The organism is Pedosphaera parvula Ellin514, from assembly GCF_000172555.1.
GTDB lineage: Bacteria > Verrucomicrobiota > Verrucomicrobiia > Limisphaerales > Pedosphaeraceae > Pedosphaera.
Genome location: NZ_ABOX02000010.1, coordinates 177600 through 194090 on the forward strand (window position 1 = coordinate 177600; position 16491 = coordinate 194090).

Consider the following 16491-nt stretch of genomic DNA (forward strand, 5'->3'; position numbering starts at 1 on the left):
AATACGCAACACGATCATTTCCTTCCCCTCTCTATTATCAACGGATCAATCGACTTCTCCGGCGGCAACGACGGCGCTTTCCACTCCTTCCCCCGCCATTCCGCCAATATCTTCAAATACAAATACGGATCATCCCAGTTCGCCGCCGGCTCAATCTCCGTCATTTCAAACCATTCATTGAAAGAACAAACCACTGCCACCTCCGGTTTCGTCTCATCCACCGCCTTGCAGAAATTCTTTAACACCTTCCCCCGCTCACGAGCCGCCACATAAGGCTTCTCCTCGACTGCCGTGTTGTTGTGCCCCGGTAAAATAGTCAACTGCACCTCCTTGCCCGCCTTGCGCACATTCTCCGCGAACCCTTGATACAGCTGCGTCAACTGCGGCTCCCGCGTCTCGCGCCAATTGCCAAACAATGAGTACGTCCCAAAACAATCGATCTTCTCCACCGCCAGCCAATCCGGCGCAATGCTCAAAACCGCTCCCGGTTCCGTCTTCGTGGCCGTAGCCTTCATCTTTCCAAAAATCCAATACACATCTCCAATCTGCTTCTCCGTCTCGTTCACATATTTGTTCGCGATCTCAGGCGTAATCCAGTCCTCCCAAACCTGATAGACAAACCACACCGGCTGCCCCTTGATCCTCAAATACGCCGGACTCTTCGCGTACCGTGGCAAACAATTCGTAATCCGCGAAACCAATTGCCCATAGTCATGAATGTAATGCGCGCACTCATCGATGATGCCAATCTTAAAATTCTCTTGCTCCGCCACCGGCAACCAAACCGTCTCAAACAATTTATATTGCTCCGACCAATAACCATCCTCCCTTCCCACATTCCACCAACTGCATAAGAATCCATCGATGCCCGCCGCCTTCGCCAACCGAAAATGCCACCGCACCACCTCCGGATCACTCGTATCATACGCCCCAATGAGCGGATAATCCCCCGACGCAATCTGATGCTTCCACCCATCCACCACCTTCTCAGGATGATACCGCTCCGGAAATTTAAACGAACTCCACTGCTTCCATTTCCCCGTCGGTCCCCACGGCGTCCCATACCACGGATGATAAAACGCCAGCACCAAAGGCTTCGTCGAACCGTTCTTCGCCTCAGCATCTTTTGCCGACGCAGAAAAAGCAGGCCCCCAAACCACCACACAAAGTAAAATTTTGAACTGGATCAATCGCACACTATGAATGTAAATGTCGTAATCTGTAGTAAAAGTTAAAAATACTGCACCATCCGGTGCTCACCTCACGGCTCATTCCTCACAGATTAATCTGCTTCTTATTCGTGTGGCTTGGTGTCCATCCGTGGTTGAACTTCCTTATTAAAGCTACGTTTCTTACCTCATTTACCCAGCTTTCACACCATTCTTCTTGCCATATTTTCGGCCGCACCCTAAACACTGACGCATAATGTACAGACCTCATTCATAACGGAAGCACCATGGATCAGGTCCACCTTCATCTACTCGATCTCATTATCTTCGCCGTTTACATGGTAGCCACCATGGCACTCGGTTTCTGGGTGGCGCGCAAAGGGAAGAATACTGCTCAAGGTTACTTCCTCGGCAACAAAACCATCCCCTGGTTTGTCATCGGCGCCTCCATGGTCGCGGCCGACATCAGCAGCGAACAATTCATCTCCAACGTCGGCGGCGCCTACAAGCATGGCATCGTTCTCGCCGCAGGCGATTGGAATGCCTGGATAATTTATAGCCTGCTGATTCTGATTTTCCTCCCCTACTACGTTCGAACCGGCGTCACCACGATGCCTGAATTTCTCGAACGCCGCTACAACCCTGCCTGCCGCTACATCTTCGCCATCGCCTCCATCATCGGCTTCGTCGCCGCCATCAATGCCGGAGCTCTCTATTCCGGTGGCATCATGCTCGATAGTTTCTTCGGTGACAATCTGGCCAAATTCATGCCTCACACCACCCTTTTCGGCAACCCAATCTCTCCGGTGGTTGTTTACATCATTTTCTTCGCCGTCACTACTGGCGTCTATACAATTTATGGCGGGCTAAAATCCGCCGCCTGGACCGACCTGATGCAAATGGTGATTTTGCTCATCGCCGGATTTCTGGTGCCTATTCTCGCCCTGCGACGCGCCGGTGACCTCACCTCCTTCATCCAACAAAACCCTGAGCATTTCCAAGTGTTCAAGCCCATCACGCACAAACCTTTCCCCGCCACCGGCTTGTTTACCGGCTTTCTCTCAGTCGGAATCTGGTATAGCTGCACAAGCCAGCACATGGTGCAACGCATCCTGGCCGCCAAAAACGAATGGCACGCCCGCGTCGGCGTGGTTTGCGCCGGCTTCTTGCACATCATCATGCCGTTCTTCTTCATCGTGCCCGGAATCATCGCGTTCAAAATGTTCCCCAATCTCCCACACCCAGACCAAGCCTATCTGGTTCTGGTAAAGGAACTGCTCCCCACCGGCTTGAAAGGACTTTTGCTCGCTGGCATGGCCGCCGCCTTGATGGGTCACGTGGCCACCGTGCTTAACTCCGCTTCCACCATCATCACCATCGACCTTTATAAGCGCCTGTTCAATCGCGACGTAACCGACGCTCAACAAGTCCGCTTCGGCCGTTGGAGCGGCACGCTGGTTTTGATCGCCAGCATTTGGATCGCGATTGGTTACACACGAACCACCACTCCGCTCTTCGAAAAAATCCAAACCGTCTTCTTCTACATTGCGCCTCCATTTGCCGTGGTCTTCACGCTCGGCATTCTGTGGAAACGCGCCACGGCCACGGCCGCAGTCATCACGATTATTTTGGGTTTTGTCTTCACCTGGGTGCTGACTCAATTTGCGCTTTTGGGAGATTACAATACCTACAATCATCGCGCCCTCTGCGCCTGGTTTTTCTGCATGCTCACGATGACCATCACTTCGCTCGTGACCACGCCACCTCCGGAAGAGCAGATCAAGGGCATCATTTGGAACAAATCATTCCTAACGCTTCCGCCAGAAGAACAGCAGCAGTATCGTGGTCTGAAGGATTGGCGGATCTGGTGGCTGCTCTTTGTCGCTATCGTATTATCCATTTACGGATTCTTTCTCTGGCACCGTTTCTGTCATCCTTGGTAAAGCTAAATACCATTTCACAATGAGTTCGCAACCACAACCTTTACTAGCCGGCACTGGCCGCCGTTGCACGAACCCTCCCCCCAACATCGCCCACGGCGGCTGGGGCGCTCAAAAACATGAGCAGGCCGAAGGCATCGACATGGATCTCTGGGTAACCGCCCTCGCTCTCTCGGATAACACCACAACCGCGCTCTTCCTGGATATCGATATCCAAATTCTCACGAACCAGGTCGCCGACCGCATCCGCGCTACGGTTAGCCAAGCCACCGGCCTTCCTGTTCAAAACATCCGTGCTTCCGCCACACACACCCATTCCGGCCCCGTTCCTTACAAGAGTTGGATCGAAAAAGGTTTTGAAATGGTGGAACCCTGGTTTGAAAACCTTTACCGCTGGTGCGCCGAAGCCGCCGTCGAAGCCATCGCCAATCTCCAGGAAGTGACGGTGCGCTCCGGTCGCGGTGAATGCCATATCAATGTAAACCGCCGCGCCACCTCTCCCAAAGGTGACCTGTTCCTCGGCAAGAATCGTAGCGGCCCATGCGACCACGAAGTCGTCGTCGTGAAGCTGGACGAACTCGACAGCACTCCCGTTGCCACTCTGGTCAATTACGCCTGCCACCCCACCATCATGGGCCCGCCCAATCGCCTCATCACACCCGATTATCCCGGTGCCATGAAGCGCGTCGTCGAGGAAGCCGTCGGCGGACATTGCCTCTTCCTCCAAGGCGCCGCTGGCGACCAGGGCCCCGTCCAGGGATTTCAAGGTGATCCCAAACTTTACCGCAAACTCGGCGCCGTCCTCGGCCACGAAGTCGCCAAAATCGCCCTCGGCTTGAACCACGTTCCCTCAGGCGAATCCTTCAAGGAAATAATCCCGTCAGGCGCTCCACTTGGAATGTATAATGAACAGTTCGCAACCATTGCTGGCACTCCTGTGCAAGTCCTCGACTGCGAAGTCCCCGTCCCTCTGCGCGAAGGCTTGCCGGAAAAGAAACCTGCCACCGAGAAGCTGCAATTTTGGAAGGACAAGCTGACTGCTGCGCGTGCACGGAATGATGAACCCGCCATTACCGAAGCCATCTACATGGCCCGCCGCGCCGATATCCAACTCCGCATGGCTGATGATTTCGGCGGCAAAACCAACGCTGGCGTTCGCACGCATATAATCCGCTTCGGCGATATCGCCTTCGTCGGCTGCAATATTGAGCCCTTCTGCGAAATCGGGATGTATGTAAAAAAACATTCTCCTTTTCCCATCACCTTCATGTCCGGCTACACCAATGGTCGCATGGCCTATATGGCCACGGCTGAAGAGTGGCCCAAAGGTGGCTACGAAGTCGAAAACTCTCCATTCGGTCAGAGCGCCGCCGAATCCTTGCAACGCGAAATCATCCAATCTCTGCATTCGCTCGTGGAAAAGAAGTGACATTGCACCATGAAGATCACCAGCATCGAAACCATCCCCATCAAGGTTCCCATCAAACCTGAGTTTGCCATCCGCAGCGGTCGCGGTGGTTCCCACGTGGTCTCCCCTTTTCTGCTGGTCAAGGTGCATACCGATGCCGGCATCACCGGTCTCGGTGAAGTTTCCTGCACCCCGCGCTGGAGCGGCGAAGACCAGGTTTCCGCCGCCCATTTCATCAAAACTTATCTAGCCCCATTGCTCGAAGGTGAAGACCCAAGGCAAATCGAATCTCTGACGGCCAAATTCCGCCTCGGTGTCGCCGGAAATTTCTTCACCAAATCCGGAATCGAAATGGCTCTCTGGGACATCGCTGGCAAAGCCGCTGGCAAACCGGTTTACGAACTTCTCGGCGGCACAGTGCGCGAATTCATCCCCACCAAATGGTCCGTCTCCGGACAGGAACCCGACAAAGCCGCCGACATCGCCCGCTGGGCCGTCGCTCAAGGCTTCAAAGCCATGAAGGTAAAAGTCGGCATCGAACCCGACAAGGATGTGGCCCGCGTCGCCGCCGTTCGCGCAGCCATCGGTTCACAAATAAAACTCGGAGTGGACGCCAATGGCGGCTGGTCCCGGGAAGTTGCGGCTTCGACAATTGAACGACTATACGCCTCTTCCATCTACTTCGCCGAACAACCCATTCCGCCCGAAGACTTGTTGTATCTCCCGGAACTGCGCAAGCAACTCAAGGTTCCCATCATCGCCGACGAAAGCATTTACTCACTCCAGGACGCCATGACTCTGGCCCACCTGCAGGCTGCGGATGTTTTCTCCATCTATGTTGGCAAAGCTGGCGGTATCGGCCCCGCACGCAAAATCGCTCAGTTCGCCGAATCTGTCGGATTAAAATGCACCGTCGGCAGCAACCTTGAACTGGGTATCGGCAGTGCCGCCATGATTCACCTCGCCATTGCTACTCACGCCATTGACGCCGAATCCTATCCTTGCGACATCATCGGCCCCATGTTCTACGAAGACGATATGCTGGTGGAACCGCTTCCCATCGTAGCGGGCAAAGCCCAACCAAATTCCAAACCCGGCCTCGGCGTCGAACTCAACGAAAAGACAGTGGAAAAATACCGCGTCTGTTAGTTGGCCTTAAGGGCTGAAAGCCTGGCCATGTTACAGCCTGGACTGAAGCGCGATAGCGCTGAGGCCCAGGTAAACGCTTTTTAATCACCTACACTTTGCCGACTCCGTCGGCGCGAGCTCAGCGAGCATCTCCAATCGTTCCCACCAACCAGCGGACCAAACCCACAAATCCAAATCCTTCAACCACCTGACAATCCTAATCCGCCCGTTCCACTCTCAACACCTGCGGTCCTTCCCATCTTGATCGCCGACACGCCTTCGCAAAATCCACCCAATCATATTTCCAATCACCAGGAATGCGCGCGAACAAACTGCAATGCGTCGGCACACCTTCATGCGCCCGCAACACCACCCCACGTCCATAAACCAATACCAATTCTGCCACCGGCTTCTTCGCTCCCGCCACTCCACTACTGCCGTCGTAAAAGAATAGCAACTCTCCCGGCAGCGGCAATTGCGCCATGTTTTCCGCCGGCATCGGCTGGGGATTATCCAGCATCACAAACACCTCTGCGCCGGAATACATCCCGTGAATGGTCTTTCCCTCAATCGGCAAATTTTCCCAGATGTGCTTGCACACATTCGGTGCCTCGTCATCCAGCATCTCCGCGATGACCGATTCACCGGTGTTAACGTAGGTAAGTTTTATTTTGCGACGCGTTACTGACATGGCTCCATCCTAAACATTTCGCTGGGACTGTCAAAAACTCCCGCGCTCACATCTTCGAAAGTACCGAAACCAGTACCGCCACCAGAATCAAACCATAAAGTCCCATCAACACCTCATAAATCACAAACAGCCATCGTACTATCGTGCCCGGTCCACGAATCTGCACCTCCACCCATTTATCGGGATTTTCCTGAATCAATGCTATTGCTTGCGGCCCCAACCTCCACGGCAAAGCCAAATCCACCTCCGTGCCTGCAAACTTCACGTCATAAAAACCCAGTTCCTTCTCCAGCAACGTCTTCTTCATCAGCATCTGCAGGTAATAAACGCGGTTCCGTTTCAATATATATCTCGCCGTCAGAGTTAACAGAATGCCAAGGATACTTAGAACCGCGGCCACTAACCTGGAACTTTCTCCGGCAGTCACAAATATAAGAATTAAAACAAATCCGTTGATCGTGAGAAATAGTTTCATCCCCTTCCACACCTCATCACTGAGATAACGAAGGTGGCTGATATACTCCCGCCAAATCGCCACCTTCGTGGGACTAATCTGCTCCATCCAAACATTCGGGTCGCCATTGGGATCGCTCATGGTATTTTCGCTGCCCATATCCTAGCGTTCCCCTCAGTGCTGTCAAAACAACCCCTACCTTGAGTTTTTATAACTTTGGACGATTATGCCACAGTTTCAAGTTGGATCAAGGTAACCGGCCATGCCCGAGCAACAAACAAACAAGCCTTCTGTCCCATACTCAAGCCGCGGCGAATTTACTCATCGCGTCTGGATCGTGATTTCCTGTGTTCTGGGGACAGCCATTATTTTGCTTCTCATCTGGTTCGGGGCCGACATTCTCCTGCTGCTATTCACCGGCATTCTTCTCGCCATTTTCCTGCGCACTCTCAGCAATTGGATCCAGGAACATACCCGGCTCGGAAAAATCCCATCTCTAATTCTGGTAATCACCTTGCTCATCCTGCTGCTGGGCGGAGCGGGTTGGCTCATGGCCGGCCCTATTTCGGAGCAGTTCAATGAGCTTTCCAATCAAATCCCAACTGCCATCGACAAAATCCGCCATCACCTGGCGCAATATCCGTGGGGACAAAAACTGATCGAACCAATAACGTCCGACGATATTCTCCCTCGGGCAAGAACCATCCTCGGGCAGGCAAAAGGAATCTTCAGCGTTACCTTCACTGCCATTACCGGCTTTTTCCTGATTATTTTCATCGGTCTTTACCTCGCGATGAATGCCCGTCTTCACATCAATGGATTTATCAAACTTTTCCCGGTCAATAAACGGCCTCGTGCCCGGGAAGTGCTGGGAGACGTTGGATCGTTATTGCAACGCTGGATTATTGGCCAACTCGTCTCCATGACCATTATCGGACTGGTCACCGGCATTGGATTGCACTTCGTCGGCGTGCCACTTGCTGGTATTCTCGGCTTCCTCACCGGCTTCCTGGACTTCATTCCTCTTGTCGGACCTTTCATTGCTGGAACCATTTCCGTCCTGCTCGCTTTCCTGATGAGCCCAACGAAAGCTCTCTACGTCCTGCTTCTCTTCGTTGCGCTGCAATTCCTGGAAAGCCACCTGCTCATCCCCATCGTTCAGAAAAAAGCCGCCGAATTGCCGCCAGTCTTAACCCTCATTGCCATGGTATTGTTCGGCTCGCTCTTTGGCTTCATGGGCGTGCTGCTCGCCACCCCCATGCTCGCCGTCATCATGGTTTTGATCAAAAAGCTCTACATTGAAGATGTGCTCGGCGACAGGGAACCTGGTCCTGAACCAGCTACATCGCCGTCCATCCCCCGTCCACCGGAATCACAGCCCCAGTAATGTAGGAAGATTCATCCGATGCCAGGAACAACGCCGCCTTGCCCACCTCACGTGGCTGTCCCACGCGACCCAAAAACGTTTTGCTGATTTGCCTCTCGTAAAGCTCACTGCCAACCGGTGGCGAAATCCTCGTCGTAATCGCCCCCGGACAAATCACGTTCACCCGGATATTATGCGGACCAAAATCATAAGCCACATTTCGCGTTAGCCCCAATAACCCCGACTTCACCGTCGTATACGCCACCGAGTTCCGTCCTCCCACCATTCCCTGCACGGAACTGATATTAATGATCGACCCGCCTTTTTGCCTGACCATGAACGGCAGCACTTCCTTCGTAAAATATTGCGTCCCCATCAAAGTCACCGAGAGACTTTTCTGCCACTCCTCCTCCGTCGCCTCCAAAGCATTGTGCCACTGTCCAATGTAGGCTGCATTATTGCAGAGCACATCAATCCCTTTATCGGGAGTTCCCGCCATCTCAACCACACGAGCCACCTCTGCTGGCGACGAAACATCCGCGCGCATGAAAGTTACATCCTGTCCCTTATGTCGTAACTCCGCCGCGAAGGCTTCCCCCGCACCTGCATCCAAATCCACCATGAACACCGCCGCCCCTTCCTCCGCAAAAACTTCCGCAATGCCCCGCCCAATCCCATGAGCCGCACCTGTAACAATCGCCACTTTCCCTTTTAATCTCATATCCATTCAAATCGCACACCTTACATCCGAAACGTGGCGGGTGCGGTGTGACACATCTCTTTCAGCAATTCCTATTCGTGTTTATTCGTGTCCATTCGTGGTTAACTGCTTTTTCGTAGGTTAAATCGGACTCGGCCGGGGTCTAAGCTTTGTTTTCACCCGTTGATTCGCCAACAACTGACCCTGCCTTCCCATTGGCACTCGTGTGATCGTCGTCCGAGCCAGATTCGCCACGTACAACACATCGAAGTCCGGTCCGCCAAAAGCCATGTTCGTCGGACTGCCCAGCAAAATCGCAAATGGATCCCACGCAAACAGCGTCTTTTCCCGCATGGGCGTGATGCGATGAATATCATCAGACGCATAACACGATACGTAAAGATTCCCTTCTGCATCCAACGTCAACCCATCCGGAAACCGTCCGCACTCCTCCGCATAAACCTCCGGCTCTCCTGCCAAGCCATCCGGCTTCAACTCGAATCGCAGCACTCGATTTGTATTGCTCTCCACCATGAACAAAAAATTTTCATCCACGCTCAACGCCAGCCCGTTCGCATAGCCAAACGGTCCTCCGATCACCCGCCCCTTGCCATCCGGAGTAAATCGCAGCAAGTAACCGTTGTTCTTTCTCCAGTTCCCTGAATCGGTCACGTAATAATTTCCAGCTGAATCGAAAACACCGTAATTGGGACAGATCATCTTGTGCTCACCGGCATGCGTCGCAAAAACACTCACCTCACCGGAACCGTCCACCTTCACCACTCCCAATGCTGGACAACAAACGAACAACACATCCAAAAGAGAAAATGCCAGGCCGCCGCAGAAGGCCCCCAAGTTCGCAACTGTCGTCAACTTGCCCTCGGGATCAATGCGATAAATCTGCCCCGCTTCACCTCCCGCCCATAAAAAACCCTGACGATCAAACGCCAGGCACTCGGGATGATCCAGCCCCGTCGCAAATATTTTGAATGATTCAATCGGTATTTCTGGTTCCATGCTTAAACGTCCGCTTTCGTCCATTGATTATCGATTAGCCGCCACATATTCCGCACATTCTTATTTTTCAACTCTACGGGCAACGCGACTTCAGGAAAATTTTGAAAACAAATGGGCCGTGCAAATCTCTTGATCGCCTGCGTTCCCACCGACGTAGACCGCACGTCCGTGGTCGCCGGATACGGTCCGCCATGTTGCATCGAGGGACAAACTTCCACGCCGGTTGGAAAACCATTGAACACCAACCGCCCCACCTTTTGCTGCAGGATGGCAATCAAGTTGCCATATTGTGTCAAATCTACTTCCGTCCCATGAACGGTCGCGGTGAGCTGCCCCGGCATGTTTCGCGCCACTTCTTCCATTTGCTCAACCGAATCGCTCTCCACCAGCAGCGTGGATGGCCCAAACAATTCTTCGCGCAAAACTTCCTGGCTCAAAAAACTCTTCGCGTCTGTCGCAAATACCATCGCACTCGCCCGCCCATCCTGTTCCGTTGCCGATTCCCCCAGCACCCTCACGTGCGCCGTCTGCGTCACCTTTTCACTGCCCTTTTGAAACTTTTCCAAAATGCCTTTATGCAGCATGGTGCCCGGAGTAACCGTCGACGCCAACTCTCCCAACTTTTCAGCAAACAATTTGAGCTGCTCATCTCGCAAGCCAAACACCAATCCCGGATTGGTGCAGAATTGTCCCACACCCACCGTTACGGATTGCACCAATCCTTCCGCGATCGTCACCCCGCTTTTCTTCAAAGCTCCCGGCAGAACAAACACTGGGTTGGTGCTGCCCATCTCCGCATATACAGGTATTGGCTCTGGCCGTGCCGCCGCCGCATTGAATAACGCGCGTCCTCCACTTAATGAACCGGTAAAACCCACCGCCTTCGCCGCCGGATGCTTCACCAACTCGAGACTAATCTCGTAGCTCAATCCATGCACCATCGAGAATACTCCCGCCGGCATCCCCGTGGCTTCTGCCGCGGCCACAATGGCTCGCGCCACCATCTCCGACGTGCCCGGATGCGCGGGATGCGCCTTCACGATCACAGGGTTTCCTGACGCCAATGCCGACGCCGTATCTCCCCCTGCCACCGAATAAGCCAACGGAAAATTACTCGCGCCAAATACAATCACCGGCCCTAGCGGAATCAACATTCTTCTCAGATCAGGCTTTGGCAGCGGCTTTCGATCCGGCAAGGCCTTGTCAATCGATGCCTCCACCCACGATCCTTCACGCACCACCTCCGCGAACATCTTCATCTGCCCCACCGTTCGCGCCCGCTCACCAATGAGCCGCGCTTCGGGCAGTGCTGTCTCCTGGCTGGCGCGTTGGATCAACTCATCCCCCAACTTCATGATCTCTTCCGCAATGCGCTCCAAAAAACTCGCAATCTTTTCCGCCGGCAACCTGCGGTAGTCTTCAAAAGCCTTGGCTGCCGTTGCCAGCGCCTCATTCACTTCCGCCTGGGTGGCTTGGTGAAACGTCGGTTGCAGATTTTCACCCGTCGAAGCATTAACCCCGGTAAAAGTCTCCTTCCCCATGGCAGATATCTTGCCACCAATAATATTTTTCCCGTGCAGTTCCATAGCCATAATTTGTTCGGACAAAAACCATGTCCCCTCCCTATTGGATAATCAAGCTTTCCTTCAGGAACAAGGCTGTCGCATATAACTTTGTTAATTTGAGTTGAGGTTCTATCATTAACACCGCGGCTTCAGCCATTAGTATCTACGCAAGCTGCAAAACTGCTTGGCAACTCCCGATACAACTGATCCCTCCCGGTTAAGAACGTCCACGACGGCAACCTGCGCCAGGGAGCCAATTGAACCAATCATCGCGAACCGTGCTCCCTTTCTCCTTTCGCAAAACAGTTAACCACCCCTTGTAAATCAAACTCTCCAGACGCACTCCAACCCAACCCGCAATCTCCGAAGGTCCGTAGGACCGCTGGAGTTTGGCCCCCCTTTCTTCATCTGATGGAGGAGAAGAGGGCTGATTGGAGTGGCAGATCGTATTTTCTGCCGTTCTGCTCTGGAGATGGTCGGGAGGAGAGTGGCTGAAAATGGGGGCGCACTGCCGAGGCCCAGAGTTCATAGCGGAGCTGGTTCCTCAGGTCATTGGTGCTCGCGCGCCGCTTGGCCTTGCGTTTGTCCCAGCGGGGACTTTGAAAGCTCTCCGGCTTGCCTTCCATGCCATACGCCTTGAGTGCCGCCAGGAGCAGAACCGCATAGGCCGCCACCGCCAGTGCCGGCGCGTTCTGGTTGGAGGCTTCGGTGCGCACCTGTGCCTGGCCCACCCCCAGGATCGTTTTCTCATCCCGGAAGTTGACCTCGATGTCCCAGCGCCAGAGGTCATATTGGAGAACTTTCTCCAGGGGCAGGTCCGGGTCTGTGCAGAGGAAAAAGGCGGGCTTGCGGCGGTCGGTTTTGGTTTTGGTCAGGTGGTAGCGCACCGGCTTGACCACCACCAGGCGCAGGGGCTTTTGCGCCCGGTCCATCTGCGTATAAACCGGGGCCAGGGTTTTGACTTCAAAGGGGTGGCGCCCGGCCTGGGCCTCCACCGGTTGCCACGGCACCGCTTCATCCTTGAGCAGTTCCTCGGGCGTGGGGCAGCGCGGGCCATACTTGCGCTTGCGTCCGTGGCCGGGCTGCTCCTCTGGCGGATGGAAAAACACCGAGTCCTTGCGCACGCGGCCAATCAGGGTCGTCCGCTCCGGCACCCCCTTGAGCACGGTGGAGTTGGTGAAGCGCCCATCCAGGCTGACCATCAGCCTGCGGTGGGAGGCCCCACTTTGGTCCATTTGCTGCCGGAGAAAGGCCAGGCGTTCCCGGCCCACCAGGTTGAGGTTCTTTTTTGCCCGCTCCTGCTCGTAAGCCTCATGGGCGGAAGCAGGGGCGTTCCTGCGCGGCTTGGGCGGCAGGGCGGCGTGCTGGAAATCGATCGGGATCAGGCGTGCGGTCCCTCCGGCGGCCGGCACCGCGGCCGAGATCTGCAGGATCCGCAAGCCGCGCACAAAGTTCACATGAAAGGCCGGGCTCAGGGGATCGCGCAGGTGGCGCCCCCCGTAAACCTTGTGGCCGGTTTTGCGCAGGAGCGAATCATCCATGGCCACCATCAGGGGCGCGTCGGGTGCCAACTGCTCCTGGACCTGGGCGCGGATGGCGCCAAAGAGCCGGTCGGTTTCAAAGTGCGCCTCGGCATAGAGCCGGTAATCGGCCGTCCAGTCCGCCTGCGTGCGGTCCTGCAGGCGCAACAGTCCCGTGATGGTGTGCCGCCCGAAACAGACCAGGTGCGAGAGCAAATGGCGCCGGGCCCGGGCCCAGGCCTGGGGCGAGAAGCAGGCCGGGGCAAAGCTGGCTATGAGCGCTTCGATTTCGGGGAGGAGGGTGGCGTTTTTTTTAAATCAATCGGATCCGGAGGCACCGCCTCCCGGGAGAGGATCAGGTGGCCCTTGTCGGCAATCGTCCACTGGACCTGCTCACCCTTGGAGAAGTCCATGGCCTGGGCAATGGCGGCGGGAAAGTTGATGTACCACTGGTGGCTGGTCTGGCGCTCGATCAATTGAACTTTGGTTGGATGACTCATGGTAAACCTAGTCATCAAACTAGAACCAAGTCAACCAACCTCAAACATTATCCGGGCTCTATCTAGTAGGGGCCAAACTCCAGAGGTCCGTAGGACCGAAATGTTTATAGCTACAAGCAAAAATAACGGACCCGCTTCGGCCCACGATGCCAACTTTTCAACCCCCGCCATCCGAAGCGGAACAGGACAGCGCAATCCCTCCAACCTTCCAGGTTTGGCGCATCCTCACCCGCAAGACTCCAACCCATGCTCTTCGCCCAACCACCAACAGTTTCGGTACAAAAAGGAAGGGCGGCCCCACTCAGAGCCGCCCCGAACCTAACTAACCACCATAACTAGCAAGCGTATGAAATTTATAGATTCAGGAGGAAATCAACAATGGGGTCTGCACCCCAAATTTTCACCATGCAGCCCGTAGCGACATCGCTTTTTCCAACTCTGCACGTTGCGCGCGATCATCAATATAGTCCGCTTCCCAAAATAATATCTGCTTGGCTCCCAAACTCTTCGCGTTGCCAAAGTCACGCTCAAAGTCTGCCACACTCTGCGGCACCCAGCCATAACTCCACACCTTTACCTTGCCGTCGGTTTCCTTTTGCAAAGCCTTGTAAGCCATTTCCGCAGTTCCTCCATCCCGATAATATCCCGCCGCAACCACAAAATTCATCAACCCTTCCCTGGCCCAAGTCGCAACATCCAGCAACAATCCCCGCAGATTCCCATCAATCTTGTTCATCTCCCCACGGTAATGCCATGGATGCCCCACCATCACGGCGATGGGCAACCGCCTGTTGTTGGAATACTTCAATTTTCTCACCGCCCGCATGAATTCAGTTTGTGGTTCCGCTCTCAGCCTGACCCAACGCTCATCTCCATTGGAAACCTCGTGCGGGTCCACACCGAACTTCTTTTTGAATTGCTTCACCAACGGCTCCTCATAACCGCTATCCGCCACTCCATCCGCATCGGTCTGCGAATTGTCCCGCACATCACCCGTGCGAATCCAATCGAGAAAAATTCCATCGATCTTATAATTCGCCAGCAACTCCTTAAGTATCGCCAGTTTGTATTTCTGCACCTCAGGAAAGGCAAAGCTGAGTTGTGAATGATACGCCGCGCCATTCCGCTTGCGCCAGCGAAACTCCGGATGCTTCCTGGAAAACTCACTCTGAATCCCCCAACCATGATCATCTTCGTTGATCGATACCCAGGCATGAATCTGCAATCCAATCTGATGTCCATACTCCACCGCCGTGCCCAAACTATCGAAGTTTGCATAATCCAATGCCTCGAATTTATTGCGCAACGCCGTGCGCTGCTCCGGTGTCATGCTTGGGGTGTAACGTTGCAAAAGCGCCTTGTCCGCCTCGCTCTTTGGATTCCAGAAATTGTCCTCGTCCCACTTGCCCTGTGGACGCAGTAGGCTGCTCTTGTAAAGCGATCGCCCACCATCCAGAGCACGCCAATATACCCGCGACCACCCGCACGCCTTGCAGGCGTCCAGCATGTGCTTCACACCCTCCATTCCCCAGGGAATTCCCGCCTTCAACATCCAATCGGAGTGGGTCAACGGAGCGCTAAGAATCAGCTTATCTGAATCAACAGGCTTTTGGTCAGCACCAAAACTGAGTGGTGCCAGTTGCAGCACGCAGCCAGCAGCCAGGCTGGACTTAAGAAATCGGCGGCGGTTCATGCCGCTATTGTTTCACCAACGACCGCAAAATTGCCAGATTTTCCACATCCTCATGCATGTCCGCAGATTTCGGCGTCTCCAAACAACCCGGCAAATCCCTGAACCGCTCATCATTCACGATATGCCGAAACGCCTCTCGTCCGATCTTTCCCTCCCCAATCCCCGCATGCCGATCCACCCGCGAACCAAGGTCCGTCTTCGAATCATTCAAATGAAACGCCAGCACCTGCTTCACCCCAATAAAATTCTCCACCTCTCCAATCGCTGCATTCCAACCTTTCGGTGTCCGCAAATCATAACCCGCCTCGAAAAAGTGCGCCGTATCCAAACAAACGCCCAATCGCTCCGGCCGGTTCACCTTCTGAAAAATCTCCGCCAAGTGCCTGATCTCATGCCCCAAACACGTTCCCTGCCCCGCCGTATTCTCCAGCGCAATCCGCACCGGTGAATGCTTCGTCGCCTGAAACGCTTCATCCAAACCCGCCGCAATCTGTTTAATCGCCGCCTCTTCACCCGTGCCCAAATGCGCCCCCGGATGCATCACCAAAAACGGCAGCCCCAAGTCCGTCGCCATGTTGATTTCCTGAACCAACGACTTGATCGACTTCTCACGATTCTCCGAAGCCTGTGCTCCCAAATTAATCAAATACCCTGTATGCCCAAAAATGCTCGCAAGTTTATTCGCCGCCACTTCATTCGCATATAATCGCAAATCATCCGGCATATAAGGCTTGCCAAACCACTGCATATTGTTTTTAACGAAAATTTGGCAAATTTCCCCCGTGATGGAGACAGCCCGTTTCAACGCCATGTGAGGCCCGCCGGAAGTTGAGCAATGTGCGCCAAAAGTCATACTCGAATGTCGTTACGCCTTATTTTTGCTCTTCGCGGATTGGAAACTGCGATTTGACCCTTTCAAGTTCCCGAATTGAGGTGTTTAACTGTGACTGGTCAAAGTGCAAAGAGAAATTAAGACGGTTGCCCACTCCTGCTTTGTCCATGACTTCACCGCAAAGTTCAATCTGTCCTCTGCCGTCACCAACCAGGCGCAAGCTTAATTGCTCCTCCATCATTTTTAATTCAGCAACACCCTTTAGGGTTTCATACAAAGGACGAAGCTCTGACAAAAATTCATATAGTTCAGCGGTAATGATGGTCGCCGAGATTTCACCTCGAAACCCTCCCGCTCGAACGCGGATTTCGACAACCAACCAATTGTCATCCGAATATTCCCCGGTTGGCTGACGCTCGTAACGAATAACGTCAATCTCCATGCGCTCCTGTTCTGATTGGCCAAATGAAAAAATCATAAATCTATAGGGGAAAGCGAACTGTCCTTC

At 54.1% G+C, this 16491-nt stretch carries 15 protein-coding genes; 4 read left to right on the forward strand and 11 right to left on the reverse strand.

The features are described 5' to 3' along the window. Positions 1-14: 14 nt before the first annotated feature. The gene (locus tag CFLAV_RS10465) at positions 15-1196 is read right to left on the reverse strand and encodes a glycoside hydrolase family 71/99 protein (RefSeq protein ID WP_007414680.1); all 1182 of its coding nucleotides are present in this window, start codon (positions 1194-1196) and stop codon (positions 15-17) included. Between the two features lie 260 nt (positions 1197-1456). Between CFLAV_RS10465 and CFLAV_RS10470 the strand changes: the two genes are divergently transcribed. Genes CFLAV_RS10470 through CFLAV_RS10480 form a run of 3 tightly spaced genes read left to right on the forward strand, consistent with a single transcriptional unit; the run spans position 1457 to position 5666 of the window. Beyond that, positions 1457-3112, forward strand: a complete 1656-nt coding sequence (locus tag CFLAV_RS10470) for a sodium:solute symporter (RefSeq protein ID WP_007414681.1) — start codon at positions 1457-1459, stop codon at positions 3110-3112. A gap of 19 nt (positions 3113-3131) precedes the next feature. Then, entirely contained in the window at positions 3132-4538 is a 1407-nt protein-coding gene (locus CFLAV_RS10475; RefSeq protein ID WP_007414682.1) for a neutral/alkaline non-lysosomal ceramidase N-terminal domain-containing protein, read from the forward strand. Positions 4539-4547: 9 nt separating this feature from the next. Next, a complete protein-coding gene (locus CFLAV_RS10480; RefSeq protein WP_007414683.1) occupies positions 4548-5666 on the forward strand; it encodes a mandelate racemase/muconate lactonizing enzyme family protein in 1119 nt (372 codons plus the stop codon). 196 nt (positions 5667-5862) lie between these two features. Here the strand turns inward: CFLAV_RS10480 and CFLAV_RS32155 are convergent, their stop codons facing one another. Next, complete coding sequence (locus CFLAV_RS32155; RefSeq protein ID WP_007414684.1) at positions 5863-6336, reverse strand: DUF3830 family protein; 474 nt, start codon at positions 6334-6336, stop codon at positions 5863-5865. 46 nt (positions 6337-6382) lie between these two features. Next, positions 6383-6931 (reverse strand): hypothetical protein, encoded by a 549-nt coding sequence (locus CFLAV_RS10490; protein ID WP_150107355.1) that lies wholly within the window; start codon positions 6929-6931, stop codon positions 6383-6385. Positions 6932-7052: 121 nt separating this feature from the next. Here CFLAV_RS10490 and CFLAV_RS10495 point away from each other — a divergent pair, with 121 nt between their 5' ends. Beyond that, positions 7053-8177 (forward strand): AI-2E family transporter, encoded by a 1125-nt coding sequence (locus CFLAV_RS10495; protein WP_007414686.1) that lies wholly within the window; start codon positions 7053-7055, stop codon positions 8175-8177. Here CFLAV_RS10495 and CFLAV_RS10500 read toward each other — a convergent pair. From CFLAV_RS10500 to CFLAV_RS10535, 8 genes are all read right to left on the reverse strand, one after another. Next, a complete protein-coding gene (locus CFLAV_RS10500) occupies positions 8131-8883 on the reverse strand; it encodes an SDR family NAD(P)-dependent oxidoreductase (RefSeq protein ID WP_007414687.1) in 753 nt (250 codons plus the stop codon). The genes CFLAV_RS10495 and CFLAV_RS10500 overlap by 47 nt on opposite strands. Before the next feature lie 114 nt (positions 8884-8997). Next, positions 8998-9873 (reverse strand): SMP-30/gluconolactonase/LRE family protein, encoded by an 876-nt coding sequence (locus CFLAV_RS10505; RefSeq protein ID WP_040547889.1) that lies wholly within the window; start codon positions 9871-9873, stop codon positions 8998-9000. A gap of 2 nt (positions 9874-9875) precedes the next feature. Next, the gene (locus tag CFLAV_RS10510; protein WP_007414689.1) at positions 9876-11465 is read right to left on the reverse strand and encodes an aldehyde dehydrogenase (NADP(+)); all 1590 of its coding nucleotides are present in this window, start codon (positions 11463-11465) and stop codon (positions 9876-9878) included. 377 nt (positions 11466-11842) lie between these two features. Then, positions 11843-13246 carry a transposase gene (locus CFLAV_RS10515; protein WP_083808847.1) on the reverse strand — a complete coding sequence of 468 codons (1404 nt, stop codon included), beginning with the start codon at positions 13244-13246 and terminating at the stop codon, positions 11843-11845. Next, a complete protein-coding gene (locus CFLAV_RS10520) occupies positions 13231-13458 on the reverse strand; it encodes a hypothetical protein (RefSeq protein WP_040547898.1) in 228 nt (75 codons plus the stop codon). The genes CFLAV_RS10515 and CFLAV_RS10520 overlap by 16 nt, the downstream gene beginning before the upstream one ends. Before the next feature lie 400 nt (positions 13459-13858). Further along, on the reverse strand, positions 13859-15151 hold the full coding sequence (locus tag CFLAV_RS10525; RefSeq protein WP_007414693.1) for a family 10 glycosylhydrolase: 1293 nt from the start codon (positions 15149-15151) through the stop codon (positions 13859-13861). 4 nt (positions 15152-15155) lie between these two features. Next, the gene (locus CFLAV_RS10530) at positions 15156-16004 is read right to left on the reverse strand and encodes a deoxyribonuclease IV (RefSeq protein WP_040547903.1); all 849 of its coding nucleotides are present in this window, start codon (positions 16002-16004) and stop codon (positions 15156-15158) included. A gap of 19 nt (positions 16005-16023) precedes the next feature. Next, the coding region (locus CFLAV_RS10535; RefSeq protein WP_237712388.1) for a WapI family immunity protein at positions 16024-16491 on the reverse strand (468 nt) is incomplete at its 5' end.

Excerpts from the sequence above, each read along its gene's own strand:
- CFLAV_RS10480 (WP_007414683.1), top strand. The coding sequence starts at position 4,548 with ATGAAGATCACCAGCATCGAAACCATCCCCATCAAGGTTCCCATCAAA.
- CFLAV_RS10520 (WP_040547898.1), bottom strand. The coding sequence starts at position 13,458 with ATGAGTCATCCAACCAAAGTTCAATTGATCGAGCGCCAGACCAGCCAC.
- CFLAV_RS10495 (WP_007414686.1), top strand. The coding sequence starts at position 7,053 with ATGCCCGAGCAACAAACAAACAAGCCTTCTGTCCCATACTCAAGCCGC.
- CFLAV_RS10530 (WP_040547903.1), bottom strand. The coding sequence starts at position 16,004 with ATGACTTTTGGCGCACATTGCTCAACTTCCGGCGGGCCTCACATGGCG.
- CFLAV_RS10525 (WP_007414693.1), bottom strand. The coding sequence starts at position 15,151 with ATGAACCGCCGCCGATTTCTTAAGTCCAGCCTGGCTGCTGGCTGCGTG.
- CFLAV_RS10510 (WP_007414689.1), bottom strand. The coding sequence starts at position 11,465 with ATGGCTATGGAACTGCACGGGAAAAATATTATTGGTGGCAAGATATCT.
- CFLAV_RS10475 (WP_007414682.1), top strand. The coding sequence starts at position 3,132 with ATGAGTTCGCAACCACAACCTTTACTAGCCGGCACTGGCCGCCGTTGC.
- CFLAV_RS10470 (WP_007414681.1), top strand. The coding sequence starts at position 1,457 with ATGGATCAGGTCCACCTTCATCTACTCGATCTCATTATCTTCGCCGTT.
- CFLAV_RS10505 (WP_040547889.1), bottom strand. The coding sequence starts at position 9,873 with ATGGAACCAGAAATACCGATTGAATCATTCAAAATATTTGCGACGGGG.
- CFLAV_RS10490 (WP_150107355.1), bottom strand. The coding sequence starts at position 6,931 with ATGAGCGATCCCAATGGCGACCCGAATGTTTGGATGGAGCAGATTAGT.
- CFLAV_RS10500 (WP_007414687.1), bottom strand. The coding sequence starts at position 8,883 with ATGGATATGAGATTAAAAGGGAAAGTGGCGATTGTTACAGGTGCGGCT.
- CFLAV_RS32155 (WP_007414684.1), bottom strand. The coding sequence starts at position 6,336 with ATGTCAGTAACGCGTCGCAAAATAAAACTTACCTACGTTAACACCGGT.